Source organism: Flavobacterium frigoritolerans (assembly GCF_025847275.1).
In the GTDB taxonomy this organism is placed as follows: domain Bacteria; phylum Bacteroidota; class Bacteroidia; order Flavobacteriales; family Flavobacteriaceae; genus Flavobacterium; species Flavobacterium frigoritolerans.
Genome location: NZ_JAOZEV010000030.1, coordinates 1 through 19,753 on the forward strand (window position 1 = coordinate 1; position 19,753 = coordinate 19,753).

Consider the following 19,753-nt stretch of genomic DNA (forward strand, 5'->3'; position numbering starts at 1 on the left):
AATTACCTATGCCACAATTCTGGCACAAAACGTAAAGTGATGTTTAAATTTATTAATAGTTTATTGAATTTTATCTTATTTGTACCTTAAATTCATTTACTATTACTCAATAATACAAAATTAATTTCGGGAGTTGAAATTAGCATTATTGACTTTGGAGCCAGAAGTTAGCAAGCCTGTTTTTACTGTAGCTCATGGATTTTAGGTACAATAGGGACTCAGATTCGAATCATTTTAATTTAGATAAATAATAGACTTAATGCAATGGCTTAACCATTTGAACCTAAACTTCTAAGGTGCTGATTTTATTATGTGTCTTTTTTTTGAAAACACGATGTGCCACGATTCTGCCACAAAACTTAAAATGGTAGTTCTATTCTTTTCATCATTAGATGTTAATTCTGTTAGGGGACCCTTACTGAACAATTTACAAACCATTTTATGAATGATTTAAAGAAATTAGCCTATTTTCAAGTGAACTTGTAAGATAATTATTTTAATTTTTGTTTCACGCGCGGTTTGTATGTATTGTAAGGGTTAAAAAATTTTAAAACAGAGATCGATGTTTAAATTTATTAAGTTGTAATAGTTTTTATAAAATTCTTGAATATAACGGTTTAGTTTTAGTAAAATTATGTAATAAATTGGAGAATATTCAAATCAAAATTTGATGAAGATATTAATGTTAAATAACTTCAATCCAAATTAGAGGTTATAAGATGATTTATTTTTATTTAAGGTATATGTATTTTTAAAACAGTTCAAGAGAACTATGAAAAAAAACATATCCTTCGATTTCTAAGGTTGAATATGATCCAACTTCAATGGTTAAATAGCAATCTTTTAAATTGATATTTTCCGGTTTGTCAATCTGGAATCTAAATTCGGAAAGTGTTACAAGTCCATCTTTTGTAATAGTTTGATATAATTCATATTTATTACTCTTTGACACTGCTTTGAAACCACTTTGAGTATTTTGAGAAATAAAAACTCTTACCAATGAAACTTTAACTTTTGAATCTATATATTCTATGTTTTCAGATACACTGTAGACAGTATTGTCCGAATCAATCAGCAGGCTGCTGGAATTTTCCTTGTCCGTCGGAAATTTGTAGCTGTTGATCCTTCTGAGCAGAACGCCTCTGGAATATGTTTTGTCATAAATTTCTTGTATTTCCTGTTCAGAAAAGATTTTGGTGAAGTAAATCTTCTGCTTTGCCTTTTTCTACCACTGTTCATTTTTGCTCTTAATCTGGTCCAGAATATTTTTTACGCTGTCGTAGTAAAAGCAGTCTGTAGGATGATGGTAAAAAACATAGTAGGCGCGCATACCATTATTGAGCAGGTAGCTTATATTGGATGTTGAAATCTGAATGCCGAAACTTCCATCGGTTCCCTTCTTGATCTTATTGGTAGCCTTCAGCTGCACGGCAAACCTGTAATTGTTGTAGACGCTGCCCCCTGAAGCGGATTCTTTATTAACTTCGATATGGAAATCGATCCCTTTATCGCGAACTGTTTCAGATCGGATCTCAATTTTTTCTACGCCGAACCGCTTCCTGAAGAAAACATTTGAAATAGTTTCAAGACTTTCATTGGGATTTACTTTTGGAAGATTTTCGTCGTCTAAGTCCTTGGCAGCCATATACGCAAAACTTTATACCGTAAAGTTAAAGAAAAAGTCAAAAGATTTAATTCTATTCCAAATTCTTTAACATTATTTTTAATAGTTGAATCTATGGGGTTTTCCTTAACAGATTTTGCGAAAATTTACGACTCAATTGAAAATTCAGATATAAAAGTATTTAAGAAAGCTCTTGCTAAATATTTTTTTAAAATCTTAAATAACTTAGTAGAAGTTTAAACGGAATAAAAATTTGGATGCTGATAAGCATCTTTTTTTATGCCCATTTTTTACTAAAACAGGTATTTTTACTGTATAGATTCCATCATTAAAAAGATTATTTTGCAACTTTTTAAAACAACTACGGAAAACCGTATGCTAATGTCAATGCAGTGGCATAGGTTTGTTTTAGGAATAGAAAAAGGGAGCAGACAGTTAACTTGATCCGTAGAAATTACAAATCTTTTTTAAAATATATGTACCAAATAGATATCAGCAGCCTGCAGCAATTTGACATTCTTCTAGTCAGGTTTCCAGACAGCGAAGTTAGTATGCGAATTAGAGCAAACTGCAATTCAGATTATAGCCATGCCATAATTTATTTAGGGGGAGGTTCATTTGTTGAAGGAATAGAACCGGCAGTTACCCTATTTTCCTATCATAGATATTATTTTCCTGATCTAAAGGATGTGAAAATCTTAAGGTTGAATGATGAAGCTAGAAAAAGCTTTGACGGGGCTGCCACTGAAAAAGCTTTAAGAAGTCTTGCTTCCTGCAATTACTCAACAAGACTTTTGTATCATATTAATAACAAAAGCATCGGTCAAGATGTTATAGCCGATTTCTTTAGTAAGAAAATCTGGAGAAACGGGATTGTCTGCACTTCTCTAATCACACTTCCGTATTATGCAGGCGGAATCGATTTTTCATCTAAAAATGAGCCTTTTTATGCACATTTTGGAGATATTGAAAAGAATAAGGATTTCATAGATGTAACAGCAACATCATTTGTACAGATTAAAGAAGAAGATTTACGAGAAGATGCATACAATTACTTCACTACTGATGAAACCGGTTCTATACTTGAGAAGCAGGCAGCTGTAGTTAAAGAATTAAATACCTATGTCGAGAATAAATACCGAGATATTTTGAGACATCCCGAAAATTATTCAGACATACGCATTGCAAACGAAAATTTAGGATTCAGCAGCTGGGAGGATATTTTTCCAAACTTAACTCGTTGGTTCCTTACGGAAACGGGAAAAAAGATTGACGACGAATTGTCCGAATTGATCCTTTCCAGCAAGTATCATTTGTTGTGGTTTGAAGAAATACACAAATACCGGGAGCAATTCTTTCCCTTATATTATTGGGAGTATATGGATTATAAAATGAGTAGAGACAATGTAAAATTTCAGATTGATTCAATAACGGTAACATATGAAAGGATACAAGCGGAAGAAGAAAAATCATTGAAAAATTTTGTTAATTGTCCTGGCAAAACTTTTCATATTTTATTAGACATGTATCGCTCATACCGAGATCTATTGACCGGCACTTTAGTGCAATATGACGAGCTATTAGAAATTGCGTAATTGAAAATAAGTCTTTCAAGAAACTTTATTGTCAGATAATAGATTAGATTAAAAAAGAAATTTAACTGTCTATTAATGGAAAATTAATTTAAAAAGGTTTGAAATATTAACATTAATCAAAAAAATAAAAGATATGGAATTTTTTTTAGAAATTAGATTTGAAGATTTGAATTGCAATGCCATAATTCATTTCGCGACAACATTTATTGTGAAAAACGAGGTCGAGGCGAAGCATTTTGTTGTAGAGCTTTTAGCTGCGTTTGAAAGGAGAAAGGTTGTTTTATTTTCTAGATCCTATAATCGATTGGATAACAATCCTGAACTTAAGGAACGAATGTATGAATATCACAACTTCTACTTAAGTAGGGCTACTGCACATATTCAGGTAGAACAGTTCCATCTTGAAAATCCAAATCAAGAGCAATCTTTGTGGGATAATTTAGTCAGCAAATTCTTTGAAGGTGACGATTCTACAGCTAATATTGGAACCAAATATAATATTCCAGTAAGAGTAGTGGATAAGCAAACAAGAAATCCAATCAATGATGAATTTTATTATTTTTCAGTAGAACAATTAATTCCGAAAAATTAATTCTGAAAAATTAATTTTAAACGGTATGACCGGAAGAATTGTATAGAATATGGAAAACTCAATAGATAGATTTGCCGACGTTTGTTTTACTTTATCCAGAGAAGATATTCTGGAATTAGATAAGGAAGATAATGGCGCAATACACAATGTTATATCTGGAATTAATCGCAATTGCTTTGGGGTTAAATTATTTGATGATCAAACGTCACTTCTAGTTCATATGTTTTTTATAAACAATCTGCATCAATTAAAAGGGGATATCATCTGCCTAGAAATTGATGACCCTGAATATTTTACTCTTCTTTTACGATTCTGCCTAATGATTGCCGATGATTACGAAGAAATTGATGCTATCAATGCATTTAATATTTTCCAAACACGCTTGAGATCTTTTCTAGAAAAAATGGGATTTTTTACCACAACAACAATTGAGCTGAAAATGTTCGAGGGTAAAAACGCGGTTGGAGCTTCTTCAAGACCTATCAAATTGATTAGGCTAATTGAAAAAGTTGAATTCCTTCGAGAATTATTTGACAATAATTATAAACTGAAATCCGAAAAAGATAGAGAATATGTTTATTTGATGGTAAATGAAGAAACTTCATTGATTAAAATAGGCACGAGCATAAAACCACATTATCGTGAAAAGACGCTTCATTCACAGGAGCCAAAAATCTTCATAATTGCTGTATGGTGTTGCGACAAAACACTAGAAAGAGAGCTTCATAAAAAATATAGTAAAAGCAGAGTTAGAGGCGAATGGTTTAGATTAAAACTTAGAGAATTAGAGGAGATTGGAAAATTTATGAATTTAAGATGCAATATCCAGTTATAACACAAAAATTAAAAAAATAAAATGACATAGTATACTTGAAGTCAAGTACTGAAAAATTAATGATTACATGGGTAGTAGGAGCTACAGAAAGTACCGGATTTCCAATCGATGTAAATAGAGCTTTAATGATGAGGCCCGATTATCAAACGGGAGATATAGCAGTCAAGTATGGCAAGAATAAAAAAGCTACAATTCCAGGAAACAGCTTGATAGCAAATCTTACAGATAGAATACCAGCAATAAATAGTGAACTAAAAGTGGGAAATGTCGTGAAGCATCGTTTGACAGATGAAGAGATGACGATCAACTGGATTGTAGGACAGGATCAATTAGGCAATAGCCCAATAAATTTTAATAAGGTATGCCATATGAAAGGTTATCAGGATGGTGATATTGTTTGCGGTTATTTTGAAAATAAAGAATACAAGACCAATTTTTTCAAAGTAGATGAAGTAGAAAAAATTTATGAGTAAATACCATACGCTCGAATGAACCCGGTCTTGATTTGGGAAATAAAAAAACAGAATATCTAATTTTAAAAATTTAACCATGAAAAAAGCTTTACTCTTTTTATTATTATTTGGATTGAAATCTTATTCCCAGATTCTTAAGGAATCTGACAAGGCAATTATCACTTCAGCGGTAAAAGAGGCCTTGCAGGAAGAATCAAATCGCCAAACGGAATCAAAGGCCGAAGCGGCAAAAAAAGCCAAAGCTACGGCTGTTATGATGCGGCTTGACACTATTGTCGATTTAGATGTCTATTACAAAATTACCGACAGATATATTCATGCAGTCGAGGTTAAAAACGGAGTCTATTACTTCAATTTTAAAGGAGATGTACCAGTCGGAGGGCTGAAAGATAATAGTACAATTGTCAACTCAGAAATTATAACAAACGGAACAGTACAAACATCCAGAATAATAAAAGAGGGTAAAGGCAGAATTATGGTTTTTGCGGAATTGGCTTATCCTAATAGTCCGGAGATTATCAAGGAACAAGAATTGGGCATAGGCCTTATGTCCGTTCCGTTTAAAGTGCGCGGGAGAATTGATGACATACCTTCGGAATCAAGTGCCAGCATAAAAAATGTTTCTTTAACTTTTGGATATTTCAGGACTCGCGACAAATATTATTACACAGGAAAGAAAACCCGTTTCAGATGGGGAGTAGTTGGACTGGCAGGCCCATCGGTTGAAACCTTAAAGGCTGGAAACACAAACGGACAGATCTTGGATAGTGCTCCCACCAGTCAGGTCTATTTAAGTCTAAGTAGCGGAATTATGCTAACCGTATACGATAAAATTAATTTAGCATTTCTTCCCATCGGTGCAGATATAGGATTTTCTGACACTTCTAAGAAATGGATTTATAACAATAAATATTGGTTTGGATTTGGTCTGGGTATTGACACTTCATTATTCTACTTTTCAAGTAAACGCCTTGCTGACAAATAAAGCCTTTAAATATTAAGGATGTTTTTAATTTAATTTTTTACACATATGGGAGCTATAATTTGGAGGTTGGAGACCTTAATAAATAGTTTATTAGATATTGTCGTGGTCAAGTCTGGATTAGTGATTTCAGAAGATTTTCTTATTGGAATACTTGTACAAGGGTATCCTGATGAGGAAATGTTTAAAGATTATAATTCTAAAAAAGGAATGACAATAAGAATGCGATCCGAGAATTTTGATGAATATTGCTGGTTGGTTCGGAAGAGACTGGGAGAACTTGACGAGAGTGACTCGCCATTATTGTTAAATGATTTTGAAAAATATTTAGAATGGGATAGCAAGGGATATAATATTGTAGGGGTCCATGAAAGGTTCATAGAATTAATGGCCGAAGCTTATGATCCCGATAATCCAACGTTAATCGATCCTAATCCCATAGTTGATAAAATTTTAGAGGAAAAAATTGCTCCTGCTGAAGTTGTTATAAATGCGTTAGAAAATATCATGCATAATCAGAAAATGTCGAACAATATAAAACCTGTTGAAGAAATTTTATGGGACGGTGGAATTGAATTAAACAAATTGTTTCAAGATGAACACATACCTCTTGTTGCTTCTCAGTTTATTGATCAAAAATTTATTAATTATCTGGCGGTCAATCCAGAGAAATTGGAGTATATGCATTGGCGAAATTTTGAAAGACTAACGGCTGAGTTTTTTAACAGACAGGATTATTCAGTAGAACTTGGACCTGGTTCAAATGATGGCGGTATTGACATAAGGGTTTTTGATAAAAATGATACCCTCAAGCCTTATATAATAATCCAGTGTAAGAGGCATAAAGAAACGAATGATGTCAAAATTGAAACGGTTAAATCGTTCTACTCGGATGTCCAGTTTGAAGGTGCAGTTAAGGGGCTTATAGCCACTACCTCCAGGGTTGCGCCGGGAGGCAAGAAGGTGGTTGCCATTAGAAAATATCCCCTGCAGTTTGCTGAGAATAAGGAAATAGATAGCTGGGTAAAAGCGATGACAAAACGATAAACGTAAAACTGTTATGACCAAACAAATTGCCGAACAAATTGCCGAACTGCTGAATGCAAGAAACCAATTAGTCAACACTTATACAGGTGAGAGCATTTTAAAATCGAGCGCTAATTATGTTTATCTGGAGGATAGCGGAAAAATTATTGCCTTAGCTGAAAGCAAGAAGGTTCAATGGTATCAATGGGAAATTTCACATGTCGTAGTTGCAGAAGAATACGAAGGGAAAGGTTACGGCAATGAAATCCTTGCACTGGCAGAAGCCAAAGCGCAAGATGGCGGTGCAAAAGTTCTGCAATGCACCATCAGAACCAGCAATGATAACAGTATCCGTCTTTTTTCCAGGAAAGGATATTCTCAGGTCAGCAGATTTTTCTATCCAAAAAGCGGGAACTGGGTGTATGTTTACCAAAAGGTAATCAGTGTGAAGTAACGATAGCAAAGGGCTTAAAATATTAATTAATGTTCATAATTTTTTTTGGCTTTCTATAGCTGCAAGAGGTTCCCTATTCCCAATTGCTAAGATGATTGTGGAATTGATTTTAATGTACTATGAAATATTATAAATGGTTTAGATTTTAGAAGTATAAACAACAAGACATGAATGAAATAAAAGTAAATGATCAGATACAACTCTGTATCGAGTGCGCAAAGGATATTCGATTAAAAAAACTAATTAGAAACAATGGAGTAAAAGGGTTGTGCACCTGCTGTGAAAATAATGAATTTATCATAGATGTTGAGGGCAACGAATTTATTCAGATGATTAAGGCCTTAATCCGTTATCATTTTTCCGAGTGGGATTACAACAAGCATTGGGGAGGAGATGGATATATTCCGCTCATTGAAGAAAATTTTATAAATAAGGAAAATTTTAACAATCAGGATATTTGTGATGAATTGATGGATATAATAGATTCGTTTAAAGTATATGAAAATTATGACGAGGGCGTTTCAATATTTGCCGGTTATTCTGATGGTGAACAAAACCCGCTGCTTCAGGCTATTAAGGCAAATTTAGATTATTCCATAACCGATATCGCAGAAAAACTAAAAACTGAAAATTACTTCAAATTTGAAGATCAAATAACCAAAATGCTTTTGAAGTATGTAGACTGCGCAGAAATGCTTATAAAGAAAGAAAACGGTTTTTACAGGGCTAGAACAGGAGTTGAAGATAAAAAAAGGAGCGTCATTACTGGTGGATTTGAAGGACAAGACATATTTGTTCCATTTTCTGGCACAAAGATTGGTGCTCCTCCACCTGGAATTGCGGGTATTGGGAGATTAAATAGAGCAGGGGTCACTTATCTTTATTGTGCTACTGACAAATACACCGCGATATCAGAAATACGTCCTCATCCAGGTGATGTGGTTTCCATAGGCAAATTTATTACAAATAGGGACTTAAGAATTTTCGATCTTACTGACAGTCAATTTTTGAATTTTTATCAAAGTGATAAGAGGCTGCGAGAGTTTGGAAGACTGAACACTTTTAGTGAATTGATGCAGCAGGTCATTCCACCTGCGGAAAGGCATGTATATAGCATAACACAATTGATCGCAGATTGTATTAGAAAACTGGATTTTGACGGCATCCTGTTTGCAAGTTCTGTCGGTACAGGTGATAATTTGGTTGTTTTCGAACCTGAGCTGTTACATTATACATTTGAAGAAGCGGAGGTCGTAGAAATAAAGGAAGTAAATTATCAATATTTTCAGAGAGAATGCAGAAAAGATGTTTCGGAAATTTTCTGATAGTCAATAATATAAGAATGATATTTTACAAGATCTATTTCTTATAAGTGTTGTATATAAAGTACGAAATTTTAATATTGCAAATTGTTGAAATCTGAGCTATTAAATCGGTTAATGAAGTATTAAGAAAATAATTTAAAACAATTGAAATGATCTATAATATAAGTGACATAAAAGTCGGAGATGAAGTAATTTTTAATTCTACAGAGGCTCAAAGCAATCATGATATGTTTTGGGAAGTTACAGGAATAACTGGTAACAGAATCCATATTAAGTTGGACAAATTTGGCATTCTTGCATATTACACAATTGACATTACACAGGTCGTCATACATACGTCGCTTTAGATAATGGGATTGACTTAATTAATACAGACTTTCTAAAATTTTAATATATAAAAAGAAATGAAATTTACAATTTACTCTACTAAAGAGCAAAAGAAGGATTTAGAATATGAAGTCCTTTCTCAGGAATTTTATGGTTTTGTCACAAGACATTTAATGCAATGGACAGAAGAGCCTGAGTATACTGAATCAATAATTTCAAGAAAAAACACGATTATAAACTTGTCAAACACGATATTATCAAAAAGTATCTACGTTTTAGAATCAGATGATAGCGGATATTATCAAGATGCTGAATACGCATGGCATGACAGTAATTTTCTTTTATCTGTCCGCAGATTAAATACATTGCAATTTATTGAATTGGCAGGAGAATTACTTGTGAAGGGGATTTTGGATTTGAGCTTTATAAATGATGCACTAAAGGAAGAAAATGCCTCCTTTAAATTTGTCTATGCAGACAGGACCTACGGAATAGAAGTATTTCCAATTGGGGATATTGAAAAAGAAAGCTTTAACGAAGAACATCCAAATATTCGTCTATTGGTTGAACGAATGGAAAATTCTTTGCAGAGGGAAGATTATTCAAATGTTTTACATTCCAGCGCAAGCATTTTTGAAACTATGGCCAAAGAAGTAATAGGTACTGATGGCATCCAGAATCAGACTTTAGGAGGTTTCTTTGATAGGTATAGAAATGAATCTTTACTGCCTGGTTCTATTTTGGATTATATTTTAGAAATCTACAGAAAAAGAAATTCTGAGCCGCTTTCCGGACATGGAAGTTTGGAGGCACCTTCAATTTCGAGTGAGGAAGCAATTGTTCTTAGCCAGATGACCAAAGCATTTGTAAAAATAGAATCTCATCTGCAAAGGCAGGTTACCTCAAGCTAATTTAGAAAGAAAAAAATATGAGTTATTATAGAATAGACCGACGAGATTTCGCGATTGGAGATATAATCCGTGCAAATGCTGCATTCATCAATAATATTAATGCTGCGCGTACTGAAATAGAAGATTTATTGGAAATGAACCGTCTAGCAGCAAAACCAAACAGGAATGAGATAGTTAAATTATTTGATTCGTTTTCGGCTGCAAAAAAATATTGGATTCTAGATACTGATTCAAAATTTTACGAGGTTGAAATCGCGGAAGATGATATACTGCACCGGGGGAATTATCCCTTGGTTGAAAGTTTAGCACTCGAAACGGATGGTGAAATTAAAAATGCTATTGCAATGCAATACTGGAATGAAGAGGTTGCAGACGACGCAGAAGATGTTGTTGTGGAAAACTATGTAAATCAGGCAACTGTAATTAGGATTGTATGCAATGATGAAGAAGTAAGGAAGAACACTAAGAGAGCTTACTACAAGCTGGAAACGATGAAAAATGTTGAAATTTTACAGGATGAATAAACTATTAATTAGTTTTAATCTATATTTTCTTCCTTAATGTTAAAAAATTCGACACATAAGAATTGGAATTGCAACTAAAAAGTGGAGACTTTTTACGCTACTAATTTTTCATTTTGCTGGTGTAATAATTCCATTTTGTTTGGTGTTCTGTATCCAATAGAAGAATGTATTTTTTTTGGGTGATAAAATCCTTCAAAACAATTTAATTTTGAAGGATTTTATGTATTATAAAAAGTTAAAGATTAAATTTTAATCTTTATTCCGGCATTCACAACAGAGCCATCAAGTGGTGCATATATAGTTAACTACGGTTTGAATCCAAAGTCGACACCATTTTAAAGTAATTTTAAGAAAAAAACAAGGAAGGGGAAAACAGGTATTTATACTTGAAGTTCTAAAAAACAAATAAACTATTTTGCATATTAATTTTTCTAAATATGACATTAAGAATATTAGCATACTCGCCTAAAATGAAAGGTGATCTAGATGATGATTATACATTGTTTGAAGATGGTTCTGTGCTGCATGAATATGATGCTCATAGGTATCCAAGAGGATACAATTTGAAAAGGAATTATACTTCTTCAGAAATTAACCAAGAGGTGAAATATAGATTGCTTGAAGCTGCAGGACCCGACGACAAAGAAACTGTCAAAACTCTTTTGAATTTGTAATGAAAGAAACTGATATAGAAGTTAAGTATGATCTAAATCCAACTGAATTATATAATTTTTTGCAGAAAAAAAATATAAAGTACCTTTATCATGCCAATACGGTTGCTACATCTTTATTATACGTAGAGCAGAAAAGTTTGCTTTCAAGACAGTATGTAGAGGATAATAACTTATACCAGACTTCACAATATACAGATGCAAAGGATAAAATTCTAGGAATTTATGATGATATATTTCTGGATATGGTAGATATACATTCTTATTTGTCAAGACCTAACTTTTACGGTCCATTTCTTTTCGTTTTTGATAGTGATATTCTGATTTCCGGATTAATTAAGGTAGTCAGAATTACAAAAAAAAATCCCTCTAACTGGAATCCGGAAGGAGATATTGGCGACTGGTACTATTCAAGTATTGATGATCTTGAAGCTGATTATATGCGTGGTGACAAAATTTCAGATGTTGGAAAAATGATTATTCTTCGTGATCTTCAAGGTAAGATTCCTATAGTGCCGTACTGTTCAAAAATAATGCTTGATAATCCGAATCTGCATATTAGTGTAGAGGAAAAGGAATTTTATTTAATTAATGTAATTAAGGAGTATTTTGATTCGTTCGTACAGAATCCTTATTATGAAAAAATTATTAAAGAAGTACGACATAAAGACTTGGTTGTAGGTTGTTCCTGCTGGAGTAAATATGAATCAAAATTTAAAAAAGAGCTAAAAGATTTTAGAAGACTGTTTCATAAAACTCCTGCTTCATGATATTGGGAATATTAGTCAGCCAATCTAGATGGTATCATTATCTAAAAAAGATTTGATCTTATTTGTTTAGGTTTTTGTACTATTTTTATCAGTCCTTTATAATTTTTGTTCTAAAATTATTAAAATTACTTTATATGTATCTTGCTTATCTCAAACTTCAAAACTTTCGAATTTTTAGCGATTGCAAAATAAGATTTCTTCCAGGATTAAATCTTCTAGCTGGTGAAAATGATGCAGGCAAAACAGCAATAATAGACGCAATTAAATTGATTTTAGGTACTATAAGCAATGATTGGACTAAAATTGAAGACTCAGATTATCACGATAAAAGTGATACTTTCAGCATTGCATGCGCCTTTTGTGAACTATCGGAGCAGGAGGCAGCCATTTTTCTCGAATGGCTAAGTTTCGACAGTAAAGGGAATTACTATTTAAAAATCACTCTGCGTGCCAGAAGTCTTTCAGATGGAAAACATTCCTACACTATTTATGCCGGGGCAGATGAAGATAGCGGTGCAATTCAGGGTGAGGCAAGGGAAAAATTGAGGGTGACCTATTTAAAGCCTTTACGGGACGCAGAATTTGAACTGACTCCAAAACGAAATTCACGATTTTCTCAAATTCTGGACAGTTATGAAATATTCCAAAATAAAAATGAGCATCCGCTTGTTGACATAATGAAAAAAGCTAACGAGGATGTAAGCCATTATTTTTCAGATACAGGTGATGGCGCAATTATTCAGAAGATTATAAATGAAGACTATCTGAAAAATTTTTCCTTGGCGCATAATCCGCTTACGTCAAAAATTGATGTTTCAAGCAATAAGTTAAAGTCTATTTTAGAAAAGTTAGAATTAGGCATTTTAAATCAGTCTCTGAATAAAAATCTTGGATTAGGATCAAACAATCTGTTATTCATAGCCGCTGAACTCCTTTTATTAAAGAAGGAAAGCAGCTATGCCGGTCTTAAGCTGGCACTAATTGAAGAAATTGAGGCACATCTTCATCCCCAGTCACAGTTGAACCTCATTCATTTTTTGGAGAAAGAATCGGCCGGACTTGGATTTCAGAGCATTATAAGTACCCATAGTAATATACTGGCTTCAAAAATATCAATTGAAAACCTAATACTTTGCAAAGGAGGAAAAGCTTTTTCCCTTCACAGAAGACATACAAAGTTGGATCCCGGAGATTATGAGTTCCTGAGAAGATTTCTTGACGCGACAAAAGCCAATCTGTTTTTTGCAAATGGGGTAGTCATAGTCGAAGGTGATGCCGAAAACCTGCTGTTGCCTTCCATTGCCGATTTATTAGGCAAATCTTTATTTAGATATGGAGTTTCAATTGTAAATGTGTCAAGTACTGCTCTTCTGCGTTATTCAAGGATTTTCCAGCGCAGGGACGAAAGTCTTATGGGGATTCCTGTGGCCTGTATAACGGATCGAGATATACCCCCCAAAGAAGCTGCAGAATACACCTATGTTTTGCAATCAGGAAAAAACAAAGGTCAGGAAAGACAACTCATTGATAGAGAAACTGAGTTTGATATTGATATAGAGGACCAGGCAGAGCGGGACCACGATATATATAATAAATATAGTGGAGGTGATGTAAAAGTTTTTTGGACAGATAATTGGACATTGGAATATGAACTTGCTCTGAGCTGTTTAAGGGGATTTTTGCATCGGGCTGTCAAGCATGCTTTGTTGTCAAAAAATCTAGAGCTGATTCTGGAAGAAGAAAGCCTGAAGACTTTGTATAAAGAAAGTGATCAAGAAATAGAATCGTGGGAACTTGCAGGTGACAGTCGTGAAAAAATTGCAGTCCGAATTTATGCGCCAATGGTTAGAAAACAAGCATCCAAAGCAGTTGTCGCTCAGATTTTAAGTGTTCTGCTTGATGAAAATGAGCCAAGGATAACCGCACAAACGATCAGGGACGATATTTCATTAAAATATTTAGTAAGGGCTATTGATTACGTAACTGACCAAATGGAAATATGATTGAACTTATTAAAGATATTGCTTTCACTGAGCAAGAAATTAAAGTTATAGAAAATTTATTTTTTGAAGGAACCAGTGTTTTTAATGATGAACAGGTTAGTGTAATTAACTGTTTTTCATCACAGAACATACAGGCCTGTCCAGGTAGCGGCAAAACAACAACTCTTGCTGCAAAACTTTTGCTCCTTAAAAAGAATTTAAGTTCCAAACATAAGGGCGGGGTATGTATTTTAACGCATACAAATGTTGCTGTTGATATTATAAAAAAGAGGCTTGGCACACAGGCATCTGACTATTATAGCAGTTATCCAAATTTCTTAGGCACGATTCAGTCATTTGTAAACAAATTTTTGGCCGTGCCGGCGTATAAAAGTATCTTTAAAAACCAGCTTACTGCAATTGACGATGATGTTTTTTATGCAGTAATGGCTAAGAAACAGCATCGGGCATACAAGGCCATGATGTATTTAAGTGTAAATAAGGGAATCGATAATCTTGGAGCACTTTCATTTAATATTCACAATTTTGACATTTCGGCAAAAGTTGATGACAGTGCGCCTGTAGTTGGAAAACATACTCCAAGCTATTTGGAGCTTGAGGCTATCAAAACTGAGATGCTGGAGGAAGGTTTTATGAAGTTTGACGAAGCTTATTCATTGGCTTATCGTTATCTGAGAGAACATGATTCTCTGGTGACTTTGTTCAGCAAGAGATTTCCTTTAGTTTTTCTTGATGAAATGCAAGACACGGAAGAGCATCATTTTGAACTGATAAAAAATATTTTTGCTACATCAGTTCTTCAGACTATTGGGGATGGGAATCAGGACATATTTGGTCATTATGAGAGTATTTCTGCTAACTGGCCTGTATCAGAAAGTTTTTCTATAGCTACCAGCAGCCGTTTTCCAAACCACATTGCCATGATTCTGCAAAAAATTGCAGTGGAGCCCCAAAGCGTTCGAGGAAGAAATGAAGGAGCATTTATAAAACCCTGTATTTTTATCTTTGACGATAATTCAGTAGGGAGGGTTAAATATGAATTTGTTGAACGGATTGTTGAGAATGGGCTTCATCAAAAAAAAGATGCGGTTTTTAAAGCTGTTGGGGCAAGAAAAAATAACGATGGGCTGTCAATCACCAGCTATTTAGCAGATTTCAATAAGAATTCAGAAAAGGTAAAAACTTATTACCCAACGCTTGACGATTACCTAAATGCAATGGATATAATTAAAAACTCTTCCAAGAATGCTAAGGACCTGAAAGATCTGCTTGTTTCGGTTTTTGTTTCTGTTCTAAAACTGATGAAGGTGAAGGACCGGGAAAAGAACCGTTACTTTACTTCTTTCTCGCTTGAGAGATTTTTAAAAATTAATCATCCAGATTTTTATGTGCACTATAGAAAGCTCCTGCAGAAATGGTGCAAAGATATTGTGCAGGGAGTAAGTATTAAAACCAGCGTAAATCAACTTATAAGTTTGCTTCTAGAACGAATATTTGAGGATGTGCCAAATCAAGAAGTGCTACATTTCATGGAAGCTGTAAGCGAAGGTTATATCTATAATAATGGCACGGATAAAAAAAACATCTTTCAGGGAGAACATAAAAATGAAACTGTTGAAATAATCTTTGATACAATTCACAGCGTGAAAGGTGAAACACATACTGCAACATTGTATCTTGAGACCTTTACAAGAACATACGATCTTTCAAAGCTACTTCCTCTTTTAAACGGTAAACAAAATAGAACAAAAACGTATGTAACTAATAATCGAAATAGAATGAAATTAGGATATGTTGCAATGTCAAGACCAACTGATTTTCTCTGTCTAGCTGTTCATAAAGATAGAATAGACATGAACATTGATTGGAATTTGTTAGGATATGAGACTATTGTATGCTATTAAATTTTGAGATTTTTACGTAAAGAAGAATTAAGGTTACTAAGATTATGGATCAGCACTAGTATTTCCTTATTTTTTTGGTTTTTCTTGTAAAAAGAAATCGTTTGCAGAGTTAAAGCGTACGTTGCTAACAACGTGTGAAGGGATGCTGTCAAAACAACCTGAAGAGCTTGTTAAGAGATGGTAACCTAATACATAAATAATTATAGCCTATTGTAAAAGAAATGCGTAAATGGAAATATAGACATCTTCAGAAATTCAATGATAAAATGCTGAAAATTTGTGCTAAGTAATATCTTTTAAATCTTATTAAGTTAAATACTCTTTCTATATCTTAGAGAAAAATCCTAACAATCTATTTTAATTTTTTACTTTAGTTCGCTATATTAAATAAGCTATGATTGACCTTTACCGAATCGCACTAAATCCTTCGCCCGCCGATTTTAACTTCGCCTTTGCACCAATAAATAAAGAGGGAGCAATTGGAAACCTTAATTCCAAAATATTACTTGCATTTGGCTATAACCAAACTGCTTTGAACGGACTTAACCTTGAAAGGGGCTATGATTTGTTTACAGTTAATGAATCCGAAGTAATGTTTGTGGTTACCATAGATGGACAGAGACCAACAGATGAGTTAATTAGAGAAAATTTTTCTAAGGCCTTAAATATGTATGCTCTGGAACTTTCAGGTAAGAAAATATTCCTGCCTCTTTTAGGGACAGGCAATGCTGGACTATCCTATGAGGAAAGTTATAAAATCATAACTTCAGTACTCGATGAGAATAGTAAACTCTTAGAATCAGTATCAGCTGAAATTACAATTGCCATACCTGGTGATAAAAAAGGTAGTGAGCTGTATGATGGTCTCATTTTTGAGCAAGAATTTAAGGGTTCAGACATAATAATGGCGCTTCAAAATTCCAATCATCGTTTTTTTCTCGTTGACTCCAATTGGGATGGCTCTGAACAGGCTTCACGGTTTTACGAACAGGCGATTTGGGAAACAGGCTATAATGAAAAATATGTCCAGATCATTAATTCTATAAGGGAAGGTGATTTTTTGATTCATAAGTCTACTTATCCTGAGAAGAAAAAAGCATCACTATTTTGCTTTAGGGGCTGGGGCAGAGTGACAGCAAATAGAAAAGATGGAACTATGGTTGATGTTGAATGGATCGATAAAGACCTCAAAATCGACATCAAAAATCTGGAATATTACCGTAATACTATAATAGAACCTTCTTTTAATGATCTACAAAAGATATTTGATTCTTTGCCACAGGAGATGCTTGTTAAATTGATTGGCGCGATTCTAGATCCTCCTGAAGAAGATTCTCATCATATCGCTGGCCTGGTCTGCGATGGTGATACGGGGATTGATTACCTTAACATAGGGCCTGATGTCAATGCCTTTTCTCTTGTTCTTGCCGCGAAAACTTTTCGTCCGCCGCTCGCAGTAGCTCTTTTGGGCAAGTGGGGGTCGGGAAAAAGTTTTTTTATGAAAAAACTCAGAAAGGAAATAGAAGATTTGTCAGCAAGCCGTACAGGGTATTTCTGTGAAGGTATTGTTCATGTTCATTTCAATGCTTGGTCGTACATGGATACCAACCTGTGGGCCAGTATAACAACGAATATCTTTGACGAGCTGAATTACTATATAAAGAATGACAGTCTGGCAAAAAACAATACAAGAATAATCGAAGAGAAACTGGTAAAGGATCTTTCCGCTGCTAAAGAAGAAGTAGCCTTGCTTGAAAACCAAAAGAATGAAATAGACAGCCAGCTTAAAAAGCTTGATGAGAAAAAGAAGGATACTAAAGAGGATCTGGATACCAAAATAAAGTTGTTACGAAATAAATCGTTACAGTCTGTTTTAAACGAAGTTGATACTCAATTCAAAGTAGAAACCGAAATTACCAAAGCACTCACTGAGAATCCTGGTATTGGAATGGATATTGCCCACTTTAAAAAAATTGTCCCTGAGGAGTATTGGGTGAAACCCGATGAACTTTATGAAAAGGCAAAAAGCTTTCCAACTTATTTTAAACTCTTTACTACCGATAAAGCTGCTAGATATAACTGGCTTTGGGTATTTGGTACTCTTACTATTATTTTTTTGATACCATTGCTGCTGGGAATATTTGTAAAATTTTTTAAACTACATGTAGTATCGGTAACTCCATCGCTTTGGATCCTGATAACTGCGGGTGGGGCTTTATATGTTCGAGCTGTGAAAACGTACAGGAAGTTTCAGCCTTTTTTAAGAAAAATGTGGACCATAAAAGAAGATTATCTTAAACAGCGTGCAACCGCAATTGACGAATTCAATCAGCAGGAAAAGGCACTGCTGCAGGAAATCGAATATAAGACAAAAGAATTGGATTCCATAAATACGCAGATTACCAGTGTAACTGTAGTTAAATCCACCATTGAATATAAAATAACCAATGCGCTTACTACAAGTACGCTCTATGACTTTATTGAAAAAAGGTGTAACAGCGATGACTATAAAAAGCACCTTGGTCTTGTTTCTATTATTAGGAAAGATTTTCAAATCCTAAGTGAACTCTTTACAGGCCACAGCGAAGAGCTGCTGAAATCAGGTGAAAGTGCAGAGTTTCGAGCTTTGTTTAATAAGCCCTTGGAGCGAATAATACTTTATATTGATGATTTAGACAGATGTCCCGAAGAAAGGGTTGTAGAGGTATTGGAGGCAGTAAACCTTCTAATGGCATTCCCGCTTTTTGTAGTGGTGGTAGGTGTGGATCCTGTTTGGGTAAGAAATGCTCTTACGGTCAAATACCTGCAAAAGCATGAAGAGGGAAAGAATGGTTATAAAGGAATAGATCCTTCTGATTATTTGGAGAAGATATTTCAAATTGCTTTCCATCTGAAAACTGCAGATGACAACGATATCAAAGACATGCTTAGAGGGTTGTCCGAGGTACAGGAACTGCCAAAAGTAAAAAAATCAGATCAGACACTGAAGCCTGATCAAAATGAAGATGCACAGGAAACCTTGGAAAATGCAGATCCGTTAGAACAGATTGATTACCCAATAATTCAAAAACAGCAGATTCGCAAAGAAACAATCGTAAAAGCTTTAAGCTTCACTGAGGAAGAACGCAGTTTTATTGAAGAAATGTCAATTATTTTAGGCAGTAATCCAAGACTAATCAAGAGGTTTATTAATATCTACAGGATTATAAAATCCCATGAGTACATGAGAAGTCCTGAAATGGGTAAAGAAGAGATTGAGTTGGTTTTATTGACTCTAGCGTTATCGTTAAGCAGATACAGACCGGTAATGACATCAATACTGAAGTATTCCCAAATTCCAAATCAGACAGGAAAACTTGGTGAATTTCTTAACCCTGAAATTGATTCTGATGATACATTTGATTTAAAAGATTTAAAAGATTTAAGGAGGGACTTATTAAAAGTTCTTGCTGCTTACAAACCAGAGTCGCTTGAAGTTAAATTGACAGATTTTAATAAGAATGCTTTCTTTATTAAGAGATTTGCTTTTTAAATTATTTTCTGTAAATAATTAATACAGCTTATAGGCTTTACATTGCAAAAGGGATGGCAAGCGGAAAAACCGAAGTAACTTCGGTTTTTCCGCTTTTAGCATTTTTCTACTTTTTGCTTTTTCATTCGGGAATGAATTTGATATAGGTTTTTCTGCATAAGTTCCATAATGATTTTGTGATGCTTTGATTTGTTATTTTTCATTC

The 19,753-nt window shown here is 34.1% G+C and carries 18 protein-coding genes; 16 read left to right on the plus strand and 2 right to left on the minus strand.

What is annotated here, in order from left to right; genetic code table 11:
- Positions 1-751: 751 nt before the first annotated feature.
- Positions 752-1,000, minus strand: a complete 249-nt coding sequence (locus OIU80_RS20135; protein ID WP_264288764.1) for a hypothetical protein — start codon at positions 998-1,000, stop codon at positions 752-754.
- 225 nt (positions 1,001-1,225) lie between these two features.
- Positions 1,226-1,645 carry a DUF4365 domain-containing protein gene (locus OIU80_RS20140; RefSeq protein ID WP_264288765.1) on the minus strand — a complete coding sequence of 140 codons (420 nt, stop codon included), beginning with the start codon at positions 1,643-1,645 and terminating at the stop codon, positions 1,226-1,228.
- A gap of 530 nt (positions 1,646-2,175) precedes the next feature.
- Between OIU80_RS20140 and OIU80_RS20145 the strand changes: the two genes are divergently transcribed.
- The 16 genes from OIU80_RS20145 (at position 2,176) to OIU80_RS20220 (ending at position 19,548) form a co-directional block, all read left to right on the plus strand.
- Positions 2,176-3,219: a hypothetical protein gene (locus tag OIU80_RS20145; RefSeq protein ID WP_264288766.1), complete on the plus strand. Its 1,044-nt coding sequence runs from the start codon at positions 2,176-2,178 to the stop codon at positions 3,217-3,219.
- Between the two features lie 133 nt (positions 3,220-3,352).
- The gene (locus OIU80_RS20150) at positions 3,353-3,811 is read left to right on the plus strand and encodes a hypothetical protein (protein WP_264288767.1); all 459 of its coding nucleotides are present in this window, start codon (positions 3,353-3,355) and stop codon (positions 3,809-3,811) included.
- A gap of 49 nt (positions 3,812-3,860) precedes the next feature.
- On the plus strand, positions 3,861-4,646 hold the full coding sequence (locus OIU80_RS20155) for a GIY-YIG nuclease family protein (RefSeq protein ID WP_264288768.1): 786 nt from the start codon (positions 3,861-3,863) through the stop codon (positions 4,644-4,646).
- Positions 4,647-4,681: 35 nt separating this feature from the next.
- Positions 4,682-5,119: a hypothetical protein gene (locus OIU80_RS20160; protein ID WP_264288769.1), complete on the plus strand. Its 438-nt coding sequence runs from the start codon at positions 4,682-4,684 to the stop codon at positions 5,117-5,119.
- Positions 5,120-5,195: 76 nt separating this feature from the next.
- On the plus strand, positions 5,196-6,104 hold the full coding sequence (locus OIU80_RS20165; protein ID WP_264288770.1) for a hypothetical protein: 909 nt from the start codon (positions 5,196-5,198) through the stop codon (positions 6,102-6,104).
- 45 nt (positions 6,105-6,149) lie between these two features.
- Positions 6,150-7,148: a restriction endonuclease gene (locus OIU80_RS20170; RefSeq protein WP_264288771.1), complete on the plus strand. Its 999-nt coding sequence runs from the start codon at positions 6,150-6,152 to the stop codon at positions 7,146-7,148.
- A 13-nt stretch (positions 7,149-7,161) separates the two neighbouring features.
- Complete coding sequence (locus tag OIU80_RS20175; protein WP_264288772.1) at positions 7,162-7,581, plus strand: GNAT family N-acetyltransferase; 420 nt, start codon at positions 7,162-7,164, stop codon at positions 7,579-7,581.
- Positions 7,582-7,748: 167 nt separating this feature from the next.
- Positions 7,749-8,906 carry an RES family NAD+ phosphorylase gene (locus OIU80_RS20180; protein WP_264288773.1) on the plus strand — a complete coding sequence of 386 codons (1,158 nt, stop codon included), beginning with the start codon at positions 7,749-7,751 and terminating at the stop codon, positions 8,904-8,906.
- 149 nt (positions 8,907-9,055) lie between these two features.
- The gene (locus OIU80_RS20185) at positions 9,056-9,253 is read left to right on the plus strand and encodes a hypothetical protein (RefSeq protein ID WP_264288774.1); all 198 of its coding nucleotides are present in this window, start codon (positions 9,056-9,058) and stop codon (positions 9,251-9,253) included.
- A 57-nt stretch (positions 9,254-9,310) separates the two neighbouring features.
- Entirely contained in the window at positions 9,311-10,144 is an 834-nt protein-coding gene (locus tag OIU80_RS20190; protein WP_264288775.1) for a hypothetical protein, read from the plus strand.
- A 17-nt stretch (positions 10,145-10,161) separates the two neighbouring features.
- Positions 10,162-10,668, plus strand: a complete 507-nt coding sequence (locus OIU80_RS20195) for a hypothetical protein (protein WP_264288776.1) — start codon at positions 10,162-10,164, stop codon at positions 10,666-10,668.
- Positions 10,669-11,105: 437 nt separating this feature from the next.
- Positions 11,106-11,342 carry a hypothetical protein gene (locus OIU80_RS20200; RefSeq protein WP_264288777.1) on the plus strand — a complete coding sequence of 79 codons (237 nt, stop codon included), beginning with the start codon at positions 11,106-11,108 and terminating at the stop codon, positions 11,340-11,342.
- The gene (locus OIU80_RS20205; protein ID WP_264288778.1) at positions 11,342-12,109 is read left to right on the plus strand and encodes a hypothetical protein; all 768 of its coding nucleotides are present in this window, start codon (positions 11,342-11,344) and stop codon (positions 12,107-12,109) included. The genes OIU80_RS20200 and OIU80_RS20205 overlap by 1 nt, the downstream gene beginning before the upstream one ends.
- A gap of 134 nt (positions 12,110-12,243) precedes the next feature.
- A complete protein-coding gene (locus tag OIU80_RS20210) occupies positions 12,244-14,112 on the plus strand; it encodes an ATP-dependent nuclease (protein ID WP_264288779.1) in 1,869 nt (622 codons plus the stop codon).
- Complete coding sequence (locus tag OIU80_RS20215; protein WP_264288780.1) at positions 14,109-16,016, plus strand: UvrD-helicase domain-containing protein; 1,908 nt, start codon at positions 14,109-14,111, stop codon at positions 16,014-16,016. Before OIU80_RS20210 ends, OIU80_RS20215 begins: the two co-directional genes overlap by 4 nt.
- Before the next feature lie 394 nt (positions 16,017-16,410).
- Complete coding sequence (locus OIU80_RS20220) at positions 16,411-19,548, plus strand: P-loop NTPase fold protein (RefSeq protein WP_264288781.1); 3,138 nt, start codon at positions 16,411-16,413, stop codon at positions 19,546-19,548.
- The last annotated feature ends 205 nt before the right edge of the window (positions 19,549-19,753 follow it).